This is a genomic window from Vibrio sp. 10N.261.51.A3 (assembly GCF_041471965.1).
In the GTDB taxonomy this organism is placed as follows: domain Bacteria; phylum Pseudomonadota; class Gammaproteobacteria; order Enterobacterales; family Vibrionaceae; genus Vibrio; species Vibrio crassostreae_C.
Map to the genome: position 1 here is coordinate 1 of NZ_JBFRPK010000080.1, position 20,488 is coordinate 20,488.

The 20,488-nt window shown below is 44.4% G+C and carries 17 protein-coding genes; 9 read left to right on the plus strand and 8 right to left on the minus strand.

What is annotated here, in order from left to right:
- The first annotated feature begins 229 nt into the window (after positions 1-229).
- The gene (locus AB4371_RS18310) at positions 230-1,066 is read left to right on the plus strand and encodes a DUF6279 family lipoprotein (RefSeq protein ID WP_017071600.1); all 837 of its coding nucleotides are present in this window, start codon (positions 230-232) and stop codon (positions 1,064-1,066) included.
- A gap of 65 nt (positions 1,067-1,131) precedes the next feature.
- Here AB4371_RS18310 and AB4371_RS18315 read toward each other — a convergent pair whose 3' ends face one another.
- The 3 genes from AB4371_RS18315 to AB4371_RS18325 all read right to left on the minus strand — a co-directional run bounded on the left by AB4371_RS18315 (position 1,132) and on the right by AB4371_RS18325 (position 3,556).
- Positions 1,132-1,755, minus strand: coding sequence for a PolC-type DNA polymerase III (locus AB4371_RS18315; RefSeq protein ID WP_372150448.1), 624 nt, complete (start codon positions 1,753-1,755; stop codon positions 1,132-1,134).
- A gap of 69 nt (positions 1,756-1,824) precedes the next feature.
- Positions 1,825-2,226 carry a PPC domain-containing DNA-binding protein gene (locus AB4371_RS18320; RefSeq protein WP_017059481.1) on the minus strand — a complete coding sequence of 134 codons (402 nt, stop codon included), beginning with the start codon at positions 2,224-2,226 and terminating at the stop codon, positions 1,825-1,827.
- A gap of 133 nt (positions 2,227-2,359) precedes the next feature.
- Positions 2,360-3,556, minus strand: a complete 1,197-nt coding sequence (locus AB4371_RS18325) for a DEAD/DEAH box helicase (RefSeq protein WP_017064352.1) — start codon at positions 3,554-3,556, stop codon at positions 2,360-2,362.
- Positions 3,557-3,956: 400 nt separating this feature from the next.
- Between AB4371_RS18325 and AB4371_RS18330 the strand changes: the two genes are divergently transcribed.
- Together AB4371_RS18330 and AB4371_RS18335 are read left to right on the plus strand one after the other, a co-directional pair.
- On the plus strand, positions 3,957-5,612 hold the full coding sequence (locus tag AB4371_RS18330) for an ABC transporter substrate-binding protein (RefSeq protein WP_372150449.1): 1,656 nt from the start codon (positions 3,957-3,959) through the stop codon (positions 5,610-5,612).
- Positions 5,613-5,809: 197 nt separating this feature from the next.
- Positions 5,810-7,270, plus strand: coding sequence for a hypothetical protein (locus tag AB4371_RS18335; RefSeq protein WP_372150450.1), 1,461 nt, complete (start codon positions 5,810-5,812; stop codon positions 7,268-7,270).
- A gap of 123 nt (positions 7,271-7,393) precedes the next feature.
- Here AB4371_RS18335 and AB4371_RS18340 read toward each other — a convergent pair whose 3' ends face one another.
- Positions 7,394-9,025 (minus strand): NAD(P)/FAD-dependent oxidoreductase, encoded by a 1,632-nt coding sequence (locus tag AB4371_RS18340; RefSeq protein ID WP_048606003.1) that lies wholly within the window; start codon positions 9,023-9,025, stop codon positions 7,394-7,396.
- Positions 9,026-9,278: 253 nt separating this feature from the next.
- Between AB4371_RS18340 and fdxA the strand changes: the two genes are divergently transcribed.
- Positions 9,279-9,602, plus strand: coding sequence for a ferredoxin FdxA (gene fdxA, locus AB4371_RS18345; protein ID WP_010431058.1), 324 nt, complete (start codon positions 9,279-9,281; stop codon positions 9,600-9,602).
- Positions 9,603-9,699: 97 nt separating this feature from the next.
- Here fdxA and AB4371_RS18350 read toward each other — a convergent pair whose 3' ends face one another.
- The 3 genes from AB4371_RS18350 to AB4371_RS18360 all read right to left on the minus strand — a co-directional run bounded on the left by AB4371_RS18350 (position 9,700) and on the right by AB4371_RS18360 (position 12,181).
- The gene (locus AB4371_RS18350) at positions 9,700-10,434 is read right to left on the minus strand and encodes an RNA methyltransferase (RefSeq protein ID WP_065584752.1); all 735 of its coding nucleotides are present in this window, start codon (positions 10,432-10,434) and stop codon (positions 9,700-9,702) included.
- Between the two features lie 175 nt (positions 10,435-10,609).
- A complete protein-coding gene (locus AB4371_RS18355; RefSeq protein ID WP_032545660.1) occupies positions 10,610-11,662 on the minus strand; it encodes an aldo/keto reductase in 1,053 nt (350 codons plus the stop codon).
- 372 nt (positions 11,663-12,034) lie between these two features.
- A complete protein-coding gene (locus AB4371_RS18360) occupies positions 12,035-12,181 on the minus strand; it encodes a hypothetical protein (protein ID WP_017059486.1) in 147 nt (48 codons plus the stop codon).
- 348 nt (positions 12,182-12,529) lie between these two features.
- On the opposite strand from AB4371_RS18360, the gene pepT reads away from it, so the two are divergent.
- The 3 genes from pepT (at position 12,530) to AB4371_RS18375 (ending at position 15,285) form a co-directional block, all read left to right on the plus strand.
- Complete coding sequence (gene pepT, locus AB4371_RS18365; protein ID WP_017059487.1) at positions 12,530-13,762, plus strand: peptidase T; 1,233 nt, start codon at positions 12,530-12,532, stop codon at positions 13,760-13,762.
- 76 nt (positions 13,763-13,838) lie between these two features.
- The gene (locus tag AB4371_RS18370) at positions 13,839-14,306 is read left to right on the plus strand and encodes a DM13 domain-containing protein (RefSeq protein WP_136979234.1); all 468 of its coding nucleotides are present in this window, start codon (positions 13,839-13,841) and stop codon (positions 14,304-14,306) included.
- 136 nt (positions 14,307-14,442) lie between these two features.
- On the plus strand, positions 14,443-15,285 hold the full coding sequence (locus AB4371_RS18375; protein WP_102320731.1) for a mechanosensitive ion channel family protein: 843 nt from the start codon (positions 14,443-14,445) through the stop codon (positions 15,283-15,285).
- An 86-nt stretch (positions 15,286-15,371) separates the two neighbouring features.
- On the opposite strand, the gene AB4371_RS18380 is transcribed toward AB4371_RS18375, so the two are convergent.
- Entirely contained in the window at positions 15,372-15,815 is a 444-nt protein-coding gene (locus tag AB4371_RS18380) for a dCMP deaminase family protein (RefSeq protein WP_017059490.1), read from the minus strand.
- A 259-nt stretch (positions 15,816-16,074) separates the two neighbouring features.
- Between AB4371_RS18380 and AB4371_RS18385 the strand changes: the two genes are divergently transcribed.
- Together AB4371_RS18385 and AB4371_RS18390 are read left to right on the plus strand one after the other, a co-directional pair.
- Positions 16,075-17,211, plus strand: a complete 1,137-nt coding sequence (locus tag AB4371_RS18385) for an efflux RND transporter periplasmic adaptor subunit (protein WP_065584750.1) — start codon at positions 16,075-16,077, stop codon at positions 17,209-17,211.
- Positions 17,212-17,222: 11 nt separating this feature from the next.
- On the plus strand, positions 17,223-20,375 hold the full coding sequence (locus tag AB4371_RS18390) for an efflux RND transporter permease subunit (protein ID WP_372150451.1): 3,153 nt from the start codon (positions 17,223-17,225) through the stop codon (positions 20,373-20,375).
- Positions 20,376-20,488 lie beyond the last annotated feature (113 nt).

Consider the following 20,488-nt stretch of genomic DNA (forward strand, 5'->3'; position numbering starts at 1 on the left):
ATTTTCCGGATTGGTATCACATCACTGCCATTAATTATTTTTAGTTTAATCATTTGCCTAAATAGCTAGATTAGCAAGTTTGGGTCTCAATTTATCTCAAAGTTCTTACGACCACTGTTTATTAAGACTATTTTTATAAGAGCTAGAATTAGCGTTATAAAAACTGGGCTAACCTTAAAGGGATGAGTTAATCGGTTTGTGGCTTTGTTGAATGTCGTGAGAGGGTAGAATGAGAAAGTGCCGGTGGTTAGTTTTAGTGATCTGTTTTCTATTTACTGGGTGCGGGACCAAGTTCGCCTATAACAATATAGGTTGGTTTGTCGTTAGCTATATAGAAGATTTTGTTTCCCTCTCAAATAGCCAAGAATCAGAGCTTGAAGAGCGATTAGATATATTACAGAAATGGCATAAAGAAACTCAGCTACCTCTGTACATCTCGCAATTAGAAGCGATTCAAAACGTAGATCGGTCGGATATGAATCCCGCTTTTATTGTGGGCCAAAGTGAACAAACGAAAGAGCATATTCGCACAATCGTCAATAAGTTCGCTCCAGATATTTACGCCTTGAGTATGCAGCTTAGCCCTAAGCAAGACAGGGAGTTTTTAAAGAACTTTCGTGAAAAGCAGCAAGACTATTATGAAGAAAGGTTGTCGTTGAACGATGACGATTCGAGAGAGCGATACCGAAACAGAATAGAAGAGCGTGCAGAACGGTGGCTAGGTTCAGTATCGAAAGAACAAAAACAGATTATTTTGGCTTGGTCTAAAGAGTGGGTAAATACCAATAGCAGTTGGCGACAATATCAAAACAACATCTATCAAGAGCTAACGACGCTGATGGCAAAGAAGAGCGACCTACATATTGCTCAGCCAATTATTATGAAGTTGCTTTTAAACAATGAAGCTTATTATCCTGCTGAACTTGAGCCGCAGCTTAACCAAAATATGGAAACATCAGCCAAGTTTTTAGTAGATATGGCCGCGACCAGCAGTAACAAGCAGTGGGCGTATTTTATGAATGAGTTAGAAAGCCTCAAAGGAACGTTGGAGTCATTGCAAGAGTAGAGCGTTCTTTTTAAAGGCTAGCGGTCATTATCGAGCTAGCCTTTCATCAAACTGAATTTCGTAACCTAACCCCTGTTGCTCATCAGTAGTTTTGGAATCGAACCTTTGGCTGTCCTAGATATTTTCTGCATCAGTTGGAAGCTTGGCTGTTGAATGCCGTGATCACTTTGCAATTCATCAATCATCAATAACCACAACCTTGCTGTCATTTCTGAATCGGCTAACGCTCTGTGGAAAGTACCGTCGTTGTCGATATTTTTGAAACGCACAAGGTCGCCTAGCTTATGAGTTGGTGCGTCTTGGATTAGACGACGAGCTATCAACATTGAGCAAGCGAACTGTCCATTGTAATCGCGATCAATATTATCTAATTCCGCATCAAGAAAGCGCTTATCAAATGAGGCATTGTGAGCGACAAGTTGGCTGTCTTGAATGAAGTCTGCAAACTCATCCATCACTTCACTACAACTGGCCGCTGTGCTTAACATACGGTTACTGATTCCGGTATAACCTTCAATGAATCCACTCACACGAAATCCCGGGTTCATGAGCTGCTGGAAGGTGTCGACGACTTCGCCGTTAACGAGTTTAACCGCACCGATCTCAATCGCTCGGTCGCCCATATTTGGTGATAAGCCTGTGGTCTCGAAATCGAGAACGATAACGGAATCTGCGGAGTTTGGAGCCATCGTGTTTCCTAATTGCTGTTGGTAGTATCGCTTTGTATGGGGCGTTTGGTGTTGCTATGGGTAAATCAGTTATTTGCTATTGCTGATAGTAAGTTCAGTGTAACCCGTCGAATCGTCATGCTCTCTGTTGAAGGTCAAGGTATCGTAGCGGTGAACAATCAATTCAGCCGTGGTCGCGATAATCGTCCCTTCAAGCAAATGCCCACCAATTACATTGCCATTCTCATCAGCAACGGAGATATGAATATGCTGGTGGTTTGGGGTTAGCGTTGCCATCACCGAGACTATTTCGAACGGAGCTTGAACTAGCTTGGTGTTGTTGGCATTAGCTAAGCGAATATTGAGTTGAGAAACACATCCGACACAAGACGCAATAGAGCCCGCGGAGATATTGTGCGCTGTCACTAGCCTCTGGATCTCTAGCTTTAGGTCTTGGCCGCGGGTTAATCTCGTTGCGATAGGAGTGATCATCTTATTGCCTCAACGTTATATGTATTTCAAAGAACAAAACGAAGCCACATAGGGCTTCGTTTTATTTTCATTTTGGCTAACGCGACTTTTCTTTTGGTTAATGCAACTTTGCATTTTCTGTCGCTGAAATTACTTAGTCTTGTTGCTGTTCTCTTTTCTTCTTAGGAACGAAGTTCAATACTGAAATGGGTACTTCTTTGCGTGGTTCGAAACCTTCAACAACGCGACGTTCAATCAAGTGACCAAGACGCTTTTCAATAATGCACAGGTTTTTGAAGTTATCTTTTGATAGGAAAGAGATCGCTTCGCCAGATGCATCAGCACGGCCTGTACGACCAATACGGTGAACATAATCATCTGCTGGGAATGGCATGTCGTAGTTCACTACGCGGCTTAGGTTGTCGATATCGATACCACGAGCAGCAACACCCGTCGCGACTAAGTATTTTAGGCGACCTTTCTTAAAGTCAGCCAAGATTTTTTCACGAATCGCTTGGCTACGTCCACTGTGGAAAGCTTCCGCTTGAATACCACGTTTCTCAAGTTGAGCAACCAACTTAGCCGCGCCGTGCTTGGTTTCGATAAAGATAAGCGCTTGGTCCCAGTTACCTTCGGTAATCATGTGGCTCAATAGTGCTGACTTACGGTCTTTATCTACCGTTACCAACCATTGCTCAATGTTCGCTTTAGACGCATCAGTCTTGGCAATCGAAATCTCTTCCGCTTCACTGATTGCACTTTTCGCTAGTGCACGCACTGGCGTTGAAAGCGTTGCCGAGAACAGCAGGTTTTGGATGTCTTGTGGTAGACGCGCGATGATCTTGTTGATGTCTTCAATGAAACCCATGTCTAGCATGCGGTCAGCTTCATCTAGAACCAGTACTTCCACTTCATCAAAGTGAACGGCACGTTGTCCGTACATGTCGATCAAACGACCTGGTGTTGCCACAAGAATGTCGACACCTTCAATCAGGCGATCTTTCTGGTGTTGGTAAGATACGCCACCGTACATCGCTAATGATGTTAGGTTTAGGAACTTCGCGTACTTAGTAATGTTCTGTTCAACCTGAACTGCCAGTTCACGCGTTGGCGTCAGGATAACTGCGCGGATACGTTTTTTACGCTGCGTTTCACCTTTGCTTAGCATTTCTAAGATAGGGAGAACAAAGCTCGCAGTTTTACCTGTACCTGTTTGTGCTGCCGCAATAAGGTTCTTACCAGAAAGCACAATCGGAATTGCTTTTTCTTGAATAGAGGTTGGCTTTTCATAGCCTTGTTTTGCAACGGCTTTAACAATAGGTGAGCTTAATCCAAGCTTGGAAAATGGCATAAGTTTCTCGGTATGATTTGGCTAAATAGCGATGGAAAGGTTTAACAATCTTATACAAGGATAAGATTAATGGCGGCATTCTACCATGTTGCTTGTGTACCGCTAGTAACATAGACACTTTAGTTGGATAATACTGGCTCAATAGCACAACGATAAGGCAGGAATGTAGAGCAAATAGCAAATCCGGTGGAGGATTAATCTCCCACTTATTTTTGCCACTGAATATGCACGATCAGTGATTATTTTGTTTGCTAAAAGAGGTGTTTATAAATTAAGTTGGATCTTGATATTATTTATATCAACAGTTTCATACAGCATATTCCAACTTGAATGAGTAAATAGACCTCCCATTTGGGTTACAGCTATTCTCGTTCCACTAGACGCTTGATTCGGATATCCATTGAACGACGCTAACTTACGTAGACTTCAGCAGCTTATTGCAAAGTATGAACTAGGTGAAGAGTATCACCTAACGATCGATGACCTAGAACACTCGCTATCGACTTCTCGTCGAAACACTTCGATCATTCTTAAATGCTTATCAGAATATCGCTGGATTTGTTGGATTCCGTCCAAAGGAAGAGGGAAGCTTAGCCAGTTTAGAATTTTGGTCAGCTTTCCCGAAGCATTAGAACAAGTGTTAGCGCTTCAGTTAGAACAAGGGTGCTTTAACGTTATTCCTCGTCTTCTAGAAAGCTATGGTGATGCTGCAATAAAGGCACTGACGCTAGCGACTGAAAAACATAGTCTGTTCAATCAACAACATGACCATTTGCTGATCACTCAATATCCGTGGGTCGATAACCTTGAGCCAGCAAAAACATACCGAACCGCAGAACATCACATCTTAAGAAGTCTATACAATACGTTACTCGTCCAAGACCATGAGGGAAATCCCCAAGCGAGCCTCGCGCACCATTGGAAGGTGGAAGGGCGATTTCTGCATTTTTGGTTGAGACCGAATGTGTTATTCCATGACGGTGAAACTTTAACGGCCAAAGATGTTGCTCAATGTTTGTTGCAGCTAAAAAATATCGAAGGGCCAGTACAGTCTTTATTTGATCAGGTCAGTGATGTTCAAGTGGTGGGTGATAAACAACTGACTATTGAGCTGACACACGCAAACCCAATGTTTCTCTATGCTTTGACTAGCCCACACGCGTCTATTTACCGCTGCAAGCGTACTTATTTTTCGAGCGGGCGCAGTGCCTATATCGGAACCGGACCTTTCTCATTAGACGATTGGAGCGAAGAGTGCTTGGTTCTTAAACGTCACCGAGGTTACTTTGCTCAAAATGCCTTGTTAGAACAGATAACGCTCACCGACATAGAAGGTTTGAATGATCACACCCTGAGTTTTAATCAATCTGGCGTAGCAGAAGAAACCACAATCAATGCACTTTCGTATCTTGCGGTTAATCGTAGAGAAAACTCGGGCATCACCCCTGAAGAACTCGACAGGTTGGTATCGTTTATCAAGTCCAGCAGTAAAGAGTTTGATGCTGATATGGTGACGGATGACTTGTCTTTCTCGCCTAGTAAATTAACATCCAGCAATCCCATTCCTATTTTGACGGGCACTGTTGTGTTAACACGACCTAGAATGACGATTCCTTTACTTCAAGATATAGCTGACTGGCTGCAACAAACGATTGTAAAAACGGGTGTCGCTATTGAAGTTGTTGAGCTTCCCAATATTAGTGACCCTAACTCCATGAGTGAGTCGGCAGACCTGTTATTCATTGAAGAAGTTATCGAACAGCCAGCGGATTACGGCCTTTACGATTGGTTACTTGCTTCCTCTGGGCTCAGATTCATTTTCAACAATTCTGAGATGAAGGCGCATTGCGAGAGAGTTAGAGCTGCTGTCAGTGGCGAGGACCCAATGCGCGAGTTGAAAGAGATTGAAGGTTCGCTTTATCAACAGAAGTTACTTTGTCCGTTATTTCACGGCAAAGAGAAGGTTTTTAATAGTGTTGAGGTTCATGGGGTAGAGATTAACCAAACCGGTTATAGTGATTTTTATAAGCTTTGGATAGCTTCGAACGAGAAGTAATTAGTCCATTTTTAACCCCATTTCTCCATCTTTTAGTTTCTGTTCAAAATGAAAACATGCACGAATCGGCTATCACCCTTTCGTGTTTCTTTCTAATGCCAATCGCTATTATGACTGGCTATGACTATCACAGTCATTTCCGGTCATCCCCCCAATGACAATTCCATTGATAATGTATTTCATTAGGATCTAATCGAATGAAACTTAAGCTTATTTCTATCGCACTTATAGCTGGTGGCCTTACGGCTTGTGGCGGAGGAGGCGGTGGTAGCAACACAAGTGCTCCTGCTCCTCAAACGAGAACCTTACAAGGTGTCGCCATTGACGGGTATATTTCCGGGGCGACCGCGTTTCTAGATATCAATTATAATGGCGTATTAGATGAAGGTGAGCCTAGCAGTGTCACGGACGATGAGGGCAGCTATGAGCTATCTTTGACGGGCTCTAACTCAGACTGTATGGACTACGCTCCAATCGTAGTGAACGTGCCAGTAGGCGCTATTGATGCAGACAGCCCAAACACACCGATTACTGAACCTTATCAGTTAATCTTTCCGCCAGTCATGACGGTGAGTTCTGAGCAAGAAATTAAGTCGACTACGCCACTGACAACTGTTTTATGGAATCAGATCCAAGCCGACTTGTATAAAGGTGGTTTAAACAGTTGCTCTGCTTTGAAGCAAGCCGTGAACACCCAAAATAGCATTATCCAAAATGTGAAAGAGCATGACTTCCGAATTGCGAACCGATACAACATCGCAGTAGAGGACTTGTATGGTGATTTCGTTAAAGATCAAAATACTGAGCTCTACGATTTAGCGCAGAAGATGATGCCTGCCATTAAAAAGTCGTATCAAGAGACCAAAGAGATTCAAAAAGAGAACCCGACAGCCCAGCAAGCTTATGTTGACTATTACTGGCAGCATTGGGATTACTCCAAGAAGAACGAAATTAATAAGTGGTATAAAGTTAAAACAGTGATGACTGCGGACAAGCTGATTGTGATCGAACATGAAGTTTCAGCCGACCTGCAGACAGAACTGGCGTTAAGTGAACATTTTGAGCGTAATGGTCAGAAGAAAGATGGCTTAGAGTATGACAGAGCAGCTTCGTTCTCATTGAATAGTGATGGAACGGAATATTCATGTTCGGTGCAAGAGACCATCAAGCAACAGGTTCTGCCTAACTCATTGACTACTTTTGGTGTGTTGAACCGTGGTTGGTCTAAACAACCTGATTGGGACAGTTGTTCACGTCAAAATGTCGGTGCTGGATTCATGCAAACCTTGTCGGCAGATCTTGTCGGTGACTACAAAGATCAGTTTACCCAAGTACAAGCGAAATTTAATTTTGAGAATAACGCACCACATCCAGAATGGGTTAATCTCGGTGATTCATTGGATAGTGTATCGCGCAGCGACTTTGATGCACTCAACTACCTATCGGTAGATTTTAATGACAACAGTTCATATGGTTCTGACAGCTGGAACAGGCATAAGTATGCGTACATTGAAAATACACCGTTTGATTATACTCAGGCGATAACGTCTAAATATTCTCAAGGGAACTGGACTAAAGGTTATTATTATCAGAATGGGACAAGTTTATTTGAGTGTTCAGATGATGGTGTGAATTGGTCAAAAGAGACTTGTAAGTAACGCTGACGAAGTCGTGACTTAATAACTCTAGATACCTTTATGCAATAAAAAATCCAGTGTCGACAAGACACTGGATTTTTAGTTTTGGTTGATTGCGATCTAGCTTTGCTTTATCGAAAGTGCTTAAGCGATCTCAATCTTCTCAGCTTGGTTCTGCTCTACCATTGATAGTGCTAGCGCTTCTGCAGCCTTAATGCCGTCGATACCAGCAGACAGGATGCCGCCTGCGTAGCCTGCACCTTCACCTGCCGGGAAGAAGCCCTTAAGGTTGATGCTTTGGAAGTCTTTGCCACGTTTGATGCATACAGGAGAAGACGTACGAGTTTCAACACCGGTTAGTAGGCCATCTGGCGTAGAGAAACCTTTGATCTTCTTCTCGAACGCTGGGATTGCTTCACGAATCGCTTCGATAGCAAAATCAGGCAGCGCTTTTGAAATATCAGTCAGGTGGATACCCGGCGTGAATGACGGTTGTACTTCACCGATTGCACTCGGATCGCGACCTTTCAAGAAGTCACCGATTTTTTGAGCTGGTGCATCGTAGTTTTCACCACCAAGAACATAAGCGCCGCTTTCTAGTTCACGTTGTAAACGGATACCAGCCAGTGCGTCACCTGGGTAATCACGCTCTGGGTCGATACCTACAACGATTGCGCTGTTTGCGTTACGTTCTGCACGAGAGTATTGGCTCATGCCGTTCGTTACTACGCGGCCTTCTTCAGACGTTGCAGCAACCACAGTACCACCTGGGCACATACAGAAGCTGTATACAGTGCGGCCATTCTTACAGTGGTGAACGAGTTTGTAGTCCGCAGCACCTAGGATTGGGTTGCCTGCGTTCTTACCGAAACGAGCTTCATCGATCATCGATTGCTTGTGTTCGATACGGAAACCAACAGAGAAAGGCTTCGCTTCCATGTAAACGCCACGATCGTACAGCATTTCAAACGTGTCACGAGCACTGTGGCCAACAGCCAATACCACGTGACGAGATTTGATCTCTTCACCGTTAGAAAGCGTTAGGCCAGTGATTTGACCATCTTCCATATGAACGTCGTCAACACGAGTGCTGAAACGGATTTCGCCACCAAGTTCAATGATAGAAGCGCGCATCTTTTCGATCATGGTAACCAGTTTAAAGGTACCGATGTGCGGCTTACTTACGTATAGAATTTCTTCTGGTGCACCCGCAGCAACGAACTCTTCAATTACTTTACGGCCGTAGTGCTTTGGATCTTTAACTTGGCTGTACAGCTTACCGTCAGAGAAAGTACCTGCGCCGCCTTCACCAAACTGTACGTTTGATTCTGTGTTCAGCGTACGCTTACGCCAGAAACCAAAGGTATCTTTCGTACGCTCACGAACTTCTTTACCACGCTCAACGATGATTGGGTTGAAACCCATTTGAGCAAGCACTAGGCCAGCGAATAGACCACATGGGCCAAAACCGATAACCACAGGGCGCTCAGTTTGGTTCTCAACCGCTTTAGCAACAAACTTGTACTCCATATCAGGAGTCACTTTTACGTGCGGGTCGCTAATGAATTGTTCTAACAACTCAGCTTCGTTTTCAACGAGAACGTCAAGCGTGTAGATAAGTAAGATCTTTGATTTCTTACGAGCATCGTAGCCACGTTTAAAGATATTAAAAGAGAGTACCTGATCAGAGTTAATACCAAGTTTCGCTTCAATAGCGTCTTGAATAGCAGACTCTTCATGGTCTAGTGGGAGTTTAATTTCGGTTAAACGTATCATTTCGATGTCTCGTTTTTATAGGTGTCTTAGCTAGATCGTTTCTTAATACAGAGTTTGATGGAAACGCTGATGTTCAAAGAAGCGATAAGCTCACAATGGCGCGCATTTTACGAGAAATTGATTTATCTGTCATACTAATTTGGAAACATGGAGCAAATAGACACGATATTAGAGCCGTATGATGTTGAATTTTGCTTTGGGATGAGTATTATCCCCATTCTTCAATTTTGACTAACTTATAGAGCAGAGCATCATGGCATTTGTCGTAGGCGATAATTGTATTCAATGTAAATACACAGACTGTGTGGCAGTGTGCCCCGCAGATGCGTTCCATGAAGGCCCAAATTTCATGGTAATCAACCCAATCGAATGTATTGATTGTGGTTTATGTGTACCTGAATGTGATGCTCAAGCGATCTTCCAAGAAGATGAGCTACCAGAAGATCAAAAAATCTTTATCGAAGTGAACGCAGAGCTTGCCGAAATCTGGCCGGTACAAACGGAAGTAAAAGCACCAATGGATGACGCTGAGAAGTGGAATGGTGTCGCTGATAAGTTGGCAATGCTAGAAAAGTAATTGTTGAAAAGAACTTAGATAAAAAGGCGTACTGATTTAATCAATACGCCTTTTTTAATATTTGAACATTGTCGACTGGATCGTTAGCTTATGAGACCTAGCTGTGCTGACGACGCATGTTGTCGAGAATGATGCCAGTCGCCATTGCAACGTTCAAAGACTCTGCGCCACCGAATGCTGGAATCGTAATCTTATCTGTCACGTATTTAGCGGCGTGTTCACGAATACCGTGAGACTCGCTGCCCATCAGCAAAATGCCATTTGCAGTGAAGTCAGTCTTATGAACACTTTCGCCTTCCAAAAATGCACCGTAAACCGGTAGATTCGCTTGCTCTAAGTAAGCTGGTAAGTCAGTTTGACTTACGTGTACTCGGCCAAAGCTGCCCATAGTCGCGCTGATAGTTTTAGGGTTGTATGGGTCTGCGCAATCACTGCTCGCAACGATATGCTTGATGCCATACCAGTCTGCTACGCGAATAATCGTACCTAGGTTGCCAGGGTCTGAAACGCCATCAAGCGCAATCATCAGTCCTGTTGCTTCTGGTAGTTCAAACGTTGGGATCTCAACAACCGCAATCGCTGCGTTGTTACTGACCAAAGTGCTCGCTTTGGTTAGATCATCCAGCGAGGCTTCAACACAATCAAACTCAATCAGTGAAGCATGATTTTCAGATAAGAAATCAGCGGTAGCAAAGACATTCTTCACCACTAAGTCACTATTGAACAGCTCAAGAACGTTCTTTTCACCTTGAACTAGAAACAGGCCGTGGGCTTTACGTTGTTTCTTTTGACCCAAAGCACGAAGGAGTTTTAATTGGTTTTTTGAAATCATGTTTTTATCCTAGATATAAGCCCGCGCATTATAGAGCAAAGGTTAGCGAACCAAAAGCGTGATAGCTCAATGCGATCCATATAAAAAGCAAAAGCGATCCACTTAAAAAAGAAAAGCGCACTAAATAGCGCGCTCTTATGGGATTTACTTACTTAAGTTAAGCTGAACTGACAGCCTAATACGGAGCAGGGTAGCGCTTAAAGACTGTGTTGATATCAGTCAGGATCTCTTCTGATAACGGTTTACTGAAAGCGGCTACGTTCTCTTTTAGCTGCTCCATGGTCGTTGCACCAATGATAGTGGACGTCACTCCATCAACTTGATTACACCAAGCCAATGCCAGTTGGCTTGGAGTGAACCCGTGAGCATTCGCCACTTCAACATAGCCTTTAACCGCTTCATTGGCAGATTCAGTATCACGAAAAATGCCTTTACGTTGCATGTAAGTCCAACGGCTGCCTTCCGGTCTTGCGCCATCGATGTACTTTCCACTCAACATGCCTGCAGCTAAAGGTGACCATGGCAGGTAAGCGACATCTTCATGCACACAGTTCTCAATCAGATATGGCCAGTCTTTTGCGTGCAGCAAGCTAAATTCATTCTGAATCGAAACCATACGTGGCAAATCGTGTTTCTCGCTCAGCTTGAGGTATGTGTTAATGCCCCAAGTAGAATCATCTGAAAGCCCGACATGGCGAATTTTCCCCGCCTTAATGCAGCTTGCCAGTGCTTGTAGGATTTCCAACATCTCAGCTTCATGCTGCTTTCGGTCAATATCACTGAATCGAATGTGATTCGGGAAATGCTTACCAAAGTGAGGCGTTGTACGATTTGGCCAATGAAGTTGGTAAAGGTCGATATAGTCTGTTTGTAGGCGTTTTAATGATGCGTCAACGGCTGCGATCACCGCTTCACCCGTTATCGGGCCGCCATCTCGAACCCAAGGAAGCCCTGGCCCGGCAATTTTGCTCGCAATGATCAACTCTTGTCGACGCTGTGGGTTACGCGATAACCAGTTACCAATGATCGCTTCTGTTTTTCCGTAGGTATCTGGAGAAGGTGGAACCGCGTACATCTCTGCAGTATCGATAAAGTTAATACCTTGGCTTAATGCGTATTCGATCTGTTGGTCGGCTTGCTGCTGCGTATTTTGTAGCCCCCAAGTCATGCTGCCAAGACAGATACGGGAAACGGGAATTTGACTACTTCCTAGCTTTGAATATTCCATTGAATTCGGGGTTCCTGTGGTTAGGTTCTCTGGTACTCGCATTATAGTTTTGAAAAGAGGGCGAGTGAGGAATGAAAACGAATATGAATTATTAGCACAAAATGACACGACAAGGTATGGCATCGGGGAGTTTAGTGAGTCATTTCTCAGCGCCGCAAGCTAGTGTGTGCAATGCGTGAAAATACATTCGCGAGAAACTATGAGCCAATTGGTGATCGAGAAGTGAAGAACAGCAAGCAATGAGCGAAGGTTTAATGTTCAGCTTGTTTGGGAGTGGGGGAAAGGAGAACAGATCAAAAATAAAAAAAGCTCTACCGGATAGAGCGTAGAGCTTTTTTATAGGGGTCTTAATAGTGCTAGGTATTCATTGAGTTACGAGGTCGCGTTTGTGTCTAATCCACCCTGGATCTGCGCCTGTCTTAGAGCTTCCTGCCTTTGAACTTCTTTCTCAGTTAATACTGGTCGAAGCGTTTCCTCAGAGGCTTGAGGAGAGAAAATGAAATATTTATTAATCGTCATAACTGTGTCTCCGTGTAACGTATGACAGATTCTGCATCAAGGATAAATTGTGATCATCATCCACTTTGTACTTTTGTTAGGCTGAGAGCGGAGGGCGTAGAATGCGTACAAAGCGATCTCTTATCATCCGTATGCAATGTTGAACTGACGAAACCCTCTGTTTTCAAGTATAGGAAGCGCATCTAATTTCGCACAATAATGATTTAGAGCAATTACATACATGGTCAGGGGCGTAAGATGAAAACCCTCGCTACTGACTCTGTGCTCGTATTTATTTAACGATGTATCACTTATCGACATAGTAATTAAGTCAGTAAATCAATTACTTAATCCATGGTGAGATGAATTATGGAAAAGCTTGTAGAACGTTTTCTGAATTACGTTACTTTTGATACCAAATCCGATCCTTCTAATCAGCAATGCCCAAGTTCACCGGGTCAAATTACCTTTGCTGAAGCCTTAAAGTTAGAATTGGTGGCATTAGACTTAGTTGATGTGTCTTTAGATGACAATGGATACTTGATGGCGAAACTGCCGTCGAATGTCGATTACGATGTGCCTGCGATTGGCTTTGTGGCGCACATGGATACCGCTCCTGACGCATCAGGCGCCAACGTGAAACCACAAGTGATTAAAGATTACCGAGGTGGAACGATTGAATTAGGGGAAAGTGGCGAGAGTTTGAACCCAAGCCAGTATCCAGATCTTGATTCTTTACATGGTCACGACCTGATTACGACTGACGGCACAACTCTGCTTGGTGCCGACAACAAAGCGGGCATCGCTGAAATCATCAGTGCAATTGCTTACCTGAAAGCGAATCCAGACATCAAACACGGCGACATCTGCATTGGTTTCACGCCGGATGAAGAGATTGGTCGCGGTGCGAACCTGTTTGACGTTGAAAAATTTGGCGCCGAGTGGGCGTACACCATCGATGGTGGCCCAGTAGGGGAGTTGGAATTTGAGAACTTCAATGCCACGAGCGCCGATGTTATCTGTCATGGCGTGAACGTTCACCCGGGCACCGCAAAAGATAAAATGGTGAACTCGATGAACATTGCAGCGCAATTCCAATTGATGATGCCTGCGCAAGAAACACCAGAGTGCACAGAAGGTTATGAAGGCTTCTACCACCTGAAATCGGCGGAAATGGGTGTGGCTCGCTCTGAACTGGGATACATCATCCGTGATTTTGAACGTGAGGGTGTAGAAGCGCGTAAAGCATTCATGCAGCAGAAAGTCGATGAGCTGAATGAGCGCCTTGAGAAAGGCCGTGTTGAGCTGGTGCTAACCGATAGCTACTTCAACATGAAAGAGATGGTTGAACCGCATCAACATATTATTGAATTGGCCAAGCAGGCGATGATTGAGTGCAATGTCGAGCCAATGGTTAAACCAATCCGAGGTGGTACAGACGGTGCTCGCTTATCTTTCATGGGGCTACCATGTCCGAATATCTTTACTGGCGGTTACAACTTCCACGGTATTCATGAGTTCATTACCATTCAAGGCATGGAGCAAGCGGTAAAAGTGATTGTTGAACTGTCTCAACGTACAGCAACGCATTACCAAAAATAGAACATCAGAGCGTTATATCTCTTTGTATTTTTGAGAGTATTCAATAATACTCTCTTTAAGCATAAGGGAGTACGCGATGAAAAAGTTAGTTTTACTTTGCACCCACTTAGCCGTGGGTGCTGTTGGTTTTGGGCTAGGTGTTTACGCATTGCCTATCTTGATTGAGCCTGATTCTCCTTCCTCAAGTTCTGTTGAAGCGATCAGTGAGCAGGCTATCTACACGGGTGAGTTCACTAAAGATCGACAAGACAGTGACTTCTTGCACTGGGGAGAAGGTATCGTTTCTGTGTCTGAAAGTGCGATCGCTTTTGAAGGTGAATTGGCGCCGGGGCCTGATTACAAGGTCTACCTCTCACCTAAGTTCATTGAAACCGAGCAAGCTTTCAATGACAGCAAGAGCGAGTTACTGAGAGTCGGAGATGTGAAAACATTCGACCGTTTTATGGTTGAGCTTCCCGAAGGTACTGATCTTAATCGATTTAATACGGTTGTGATTTGGTGTGAAACTTTTGGTCAATTTATTACTTCTGCTAAGATAAAATGATAGCCTTAGCTAGGCTAATACCAGATTGTAAACGAGCGCTCAGGAGTTGAGCGCTTTTTCATAGAAAAGATATTAGCGGCTTTCTTGTAGAGCTAACCGTTGTAAAGCTAACTGTTGTAATGCTAAGGAATAAGTAATGGAAAAGTTGTGGCAAGTAATTGATTTTCTACTCGCTCATAAGTTTATTTTTAGTGCGTTGATTATCACTCTTATATTAATCATTCGCCGAATCACCTTATCTCAAATAAGAGGTGATGTTGCTTTCCTTAGTGAAGACCAACGTAACTGGATGTCACGAACCAAAAACGGCACATTCGCGATTATTGTTGTAACGTTATTTGTGTTGTGGAAATCCGAAATCAGCGAGTTTGCGCTATCTGTCACGGCCATTGCTGTTGCGATAGTAGTGGCTTCAAAAGAGATCATTTTGTGTTTCACCGGTTCTATTCAGCGTGCGAGTTCTCGCTCATTTAGAATCGGCGACTGGATCGAAGTGGGTAAAATAAGCGGTGAGGTGATTGAGCACAATTTGATGGCGACTGTGATTCAAGAAATCGATTTGTATCATGGGCAATATCACTTCACTGGTAAGACAGCCACGCTGCCTAATAGTATGTTCTTCACCTATCCGGTAAAGAACCTCAACTTTATGAAGCGCTATGTTTATCATAACTTTTTTGTGACGGTGAAAGACTTTGTAAACCTATACCCTATGGTGCCGGGTCTTATTGTGAAAATTGAAGAGCATTGCGAAGAGTTTATCGATGTTGCTCGCCGTTACAACGGTGTGATCGAAAAGCACGCTGGTGTTGACCTTCCGGGTTCTGAGCCTCACATCCATATCACAAGCAGTTCGACAGGTGAGCAAGAAGTCCATTTTATGATTTTCTGTCCAACCGAGAAGGCGGTTCATCTAGAGCAAGAGATTCGTAAAGATTTCATGGAGGCATACGCTGAAGCATTTCCTGTCAGTGCTTAATCCTGCAGTCCGCTGAGCCCCAAACAAAAGAAAGCCGAGAGCGATAATATCGACTCTCGGCTTTTTTGTTCTAACTATCTGTTCGTTTAATCTAGGTCAGCCAGTGGCAACCAATCGACTTTTACGCCTGCTTGTTCAAACATATCTTGGCTCACTTTAATCTTGTCACCCCAGCGAGAAAGGAAATCTTCACTTTGCTCTGGGCAGTGAACCGCAGAAATACCGGTTTGGATGATTTTCGCTGCGCAGTTTGGGCAAGGGAAGTGAGTCACCCAGATTTCACAGCTGTCCAAATCACGCTTGGCGAATAAGATCGCATTTTCTTCAGCGTGAAGTGTCTTGAGGTACTTCATCTCTCTGTCATCAGTATCCGCACTATCAGACACGCCATGTGGGTAGCCATTAAAACCAACAGAAACAATGCGGTTGTGCTTAGTGATTACGGCGCCGACTTGAGTTGAAGGATCTTTACTCCAAGAACCGACCAATTCCGCCATTTGATAGAAACGTTTAGCCCATTTTGAAATCATGAGAATTCCTTAACAATTAAATGTGAATGCTTATCTGTCTGACAATACATTATGTTAGACAATATCCATAGAGAACAAAAGCTGAGAGATTGATTTACTTAGGAATTGTAGCGTGTTTGTAATCACTTTATAAGCACTTGGTTTCAATTAACATATTGATACACTTTGGCCAGTTATAATTGATATTCCTCGGACATTTGAAGCAATTGTGTTACGTAACTTTTATGCTGTTCAATTTCTCATAAGTGACGGTATAACCATGCGTAAAAAGTTAATCCTTACGGCTCTTGCAAGCTCTCTTATTCTTGCTGGATGTGGGCAAGATGCTCAGAATGCCAAGCAAGCGCCTTTACCTCTCGTAGCTGTACAGGATGTTAGCGTCGTTTCTCACCAACAAAGTAAGTCGTACATCGGTCGTATTGAAGCCGTTGAAGACACGGCAATTACTGCACAAGTTTCTGGCTACCTGCAAAGCCGCCATTTCAAAGAAGGCCAAATGGTCGAGAAGGGGCAATTGCTTTACTCAATTGAGCCTTCATCATTTGAAGCAGAAGTAGCAAGCGCGAAAGCGGCTGTTGCTCAAGCGAATGCCAACCTTAAAAAAGCCGAACTTGATTTCAATCGTGGTAAGAACCTACTTCCTAAGGGCAGTATTTCTCAATCTGAATTTGATGCATTAACGGCAAACCTATTAGGTTCTCAAGCACAGTTAGAAGCAAGCCAAGCTCAGTTAAACGCCGCGAATGTCCAACTTTCTCACACCAAAATTATCGCGCCTTTCTCTGGAAGAATCAGTGACACTAAAGTAAGTAAAGGTGACCTAGTTTCACCGTCTTCAGGTGTTCTGACAACTTTGGTTAGCCTAGACCCAATCCATGCATCGTTCAGCATCAGTGAGCGTGAGCGTATTGAGCTGGGTATGGACCGCATCGAAGGCGATGGCAGCAGCGACTCTGCAGGTGTTGAAGTTCAGATCATGCTTGAGAACGGTGAAGCGTTCGAACATCTAGGTCAGCTTGACTTCTTGGGCAACCGTATCAACCTTAATACTGGTACGATCGCGATGCGTGCGATTGCTGATAACCCGAATCAGCAACTACTTCCAGGCCAACACGTTCGCGTTGATCTACGTGAAAAACAACCTATTGATGTTGTGACTATTCCTCGTCGTGCAGTGCAAACCGACCTCGAAGGCGACTTCGTGATGGTATTAGTTGAAGGAGAAGCCGAACCCGTTGCTGAGCGCAGAAACATCGAAATGGGTCGTCAGGTTGAAGGTGGTGTGATTGTTCATTCTGGATTAGAGAAAAACGACGCAGTCATCACTCAAGGCCTACAGCGTGTACGTAATGGTATGTCTGTTCGTATTCAAGCTTCTGCTGAACAAGCTGAGTAAGGGGACTATTTATGTTAAGTCGTTTCTTTATTCAAAGGCCTAAGTTCGCCCTTGTTATATCCATAATCTTAACGCTGGCGGGTGCGATTTCTCTCGCTATCTTGCCAGTGGCTGAATATCCAAAAATTAGTCCACCGTCGGTCAGTGTGTCGGCATTCTACACGGGCGCAAGTGCTGAAGTGGTGGAACAGGCGATAGCCGACCCCATAGAAACGTCGGTTAACGGCGTTGAAGATATGATCTACATGTCTTCTAAAAGCGCTAACGATGGTTCATACAACCTTAATGTGACCTTTGATGTTGGTACTGACCCAGATATGGCTCAGGTCAACGTTCAGAACCGAGTTGCTCAAATCGAATCGAAGCTTCCGCAAGAAGTTCGAATGGTGGGTGTCACCGTTAAAAAGCGTTCACCAGACCTTTTGATGGTATTGAACTTCTATTCGCCAAACGGTGAGTACGACGATCAATTCTTGATCAACTACGTTAACCTAAACATTAAAGACCAACTGGCTCGTGTGAAGGGCATCAGTGAAGTTAACGTGTTGGGTGGTGGTGAATACGCGATGCGTGTTTGGTTAGACCCTGAGAAAATGGCTAACCTCAATATAACCACCTCTGATGTGAATCGCGCCTTGGCTGAACAGAACGTTCAGGTAGCGGCTGGTCGTATTGGTGCTGCACCTTACAACAACGCACAAGAAGTGCAGTTCAACTTGGTAACCAAAGGCCGACTAGAAACGGCTGATGAGTTTGAAAATGTTGTACTTCGTGCAAACCAAGATGGTTCAACGGTTTATTTAAAAGACGTTTCACGCGTTGAGCTTGGTAAAAAGTTCTACGATGGCAATGGTAAATACCGTGGTCAAGACGCTTCAATCGTAACGTTGTCACTTCAATCAGACGCTAACGCGCTGGAAAGTGGTAAAGCGGTGATGGCGATGCTGGATAATTTAGGCAAAAATTTCCCTGAAGGCGTGGCGTATGAAGCAAGTTACGACACTACACTGTTTGTTGCTGAGTCGATCAAAGGGGTAGTAAAGACCTTAATCGAAGCCATCTTGCTGGTTATTGCGGTAACGTACCTGTTCTTGGGTAGTGCGCGTGCAACCTTGATTCCTGTAGTTGCGATTCCGGTATCTTTGATTGGTACGTTTGCCATCATGCAGATGACGGGTTTCACCATCAACACGGTAACCCTGTTTGGTTTGATACTAGCGATTGGTATCGTAGTAGATGATGCGATCTTGGTTATCGAGAACGTTGATACCACAATGGCTAAAGACCCAACCATTTCACCGCGTAAAGCCACGCTTATTGCGATGAAAGAAGTAACGGGGCCGATCATTACGTCGACCTTGGTTCTACTTGCGGTATTCATCCCTGTTGCAATGCTTCCTGGTATTACTGGCATCATGTACCGTCAGTTCGCTCTGACTATCTGTATCGCGGTTGTTATCTCTTCAATTAACGCATTAACGCTATCACCTGCATTGTGTTCACTGGTTCTTAAGCAGGGTGGTGGTAACACGGCGCGTTGGTACCAAGCATTTAACCGTGGTCTAGAGTCTGTTACTAACAAATACGGTCAAGTGGCTGGCTTCTTAGTTAAGAAAGGCGTTCTGCTGTTCACTTTCTTCTTTGTGGCTTTGGCGGCTGTGACTTATTTTGCGAAGACAACGTCTACGGCGTTTGTACCTCAAGAAGATAAAGGCATTTTGCTGGTTAACGTTCAGCTTCCTGACGCGGCATCCTTGTCTCGAACCGAAGAAGTGACTAAGCAGCTGCTTGAAATGGTTGAACAAGAGCCGGGTGTTGATGGCGTAACACTGGTTAACGGCTACGCATTTATGACGGGCGCTTCTGCGTCGAATGGTGCGTCAATGTTCATCAAGCTTCACGATTGGGACATGCGTAATGCACTGGATGGTCAACACTCTGCTCAGGCTATCTCACAGCGTATTAATGGTCGTGCTGCGACTGAACTTCCTCAAGCTGTCGTGTTTGCGATGGGGCCTCCAGCAGTACCGGGTATGGGTGCAGCGTCTGGTTTTGAATTCGTTCTTGAAGATACATTAGGTCGTAGCCGAACTGATCTAGCGATGGTGATGAATGACGTGATAGCTGAGGCGAGCAAACAGCCTGAGATTTCACACACATTCAGTACTTTCCGTGCGAACGTACCTCACTACTATGTCGATATTGACCGTGAGAAAGCGCAGCAATTAGGTATTCCGTTGTCGGAAATTTTCCAAACACTACAAGGTAACCTTGGTTCGTTGTACGTGAACGACTTCACCATGTTTGGTAAGAACTTCCGCGTAACCATGCAAGCTGACAGTGAACACCGTAGCAGCATGGACGACCTACAACGATTCCACGTTCGTTCGTCTAATGGCGAGATGATCCCGTTAAGCACATTGGTGACTTACGACCAGATCTTTGAACCAGATGTAGCATGGCGTTACAACATGTACCGCAGTGCCGTGATTCAAGGTCAACCTGCAGAAGGTTACTCAAGTGGTGATGCGATTGCGGCAATGGAACGCGTAGCTGCAGAAGTATTGCCTCAGGGGTATCAGTACGAATGGACAGGCATGGCTTACCAAGAAGTACTAGCAGGTAACCAAGCGATCTTTGCTTTCGCACTGGCTCTGATCTTCATCTACCTGTTTATGGTGGCTCAATACGAGAGTTGGACAATTCCGATTGCGATTATCCTCGTGGTACCTGTCGCAACCTTAGGCTCCTTCTTGGCATTGAATCTAACGGGCACTCCGCTGAACCTTTATGCACAAATAGGTTTGGTTCTCTTGATAGCCTTGGCCGCGAAGAACGCAATCTTGATTGTGGAATTCGCAAAGGTAGAGCGTGAAGAGAAAGACGCACCGATTGAAGATGCGGCGGTGAAGGGCGGTACTTTACGTTTCCGTGCTGTGAACATGACGTCTTGGTCGTTCATCTTAGGTATCTTCCCGCTTATCTTTGCTGCGGGCGCAGGTCACGTGAGTCAGAACTCTTTGGGTATTTCACTGATCGGCGGCCTGTTATGTGTGTTACTGGCGGGTACGTTCCTAATCCCTGGCTTCTACGCATTCGTGCAACGTAAGCGTGAGAAAGCACACGGTGGTAATACCAAGCTGGTTCCGCTTGATGACGAATAGGGGATTGAGTGTCTTGTAAGATTCGTCTCTTACAAGACCAACCCTCGGAAAACTAATTCCTTGTAAAAACTAAGGTTTAGCATTGCGCTAAGCCTTTTATCTTCAAGAAGAAG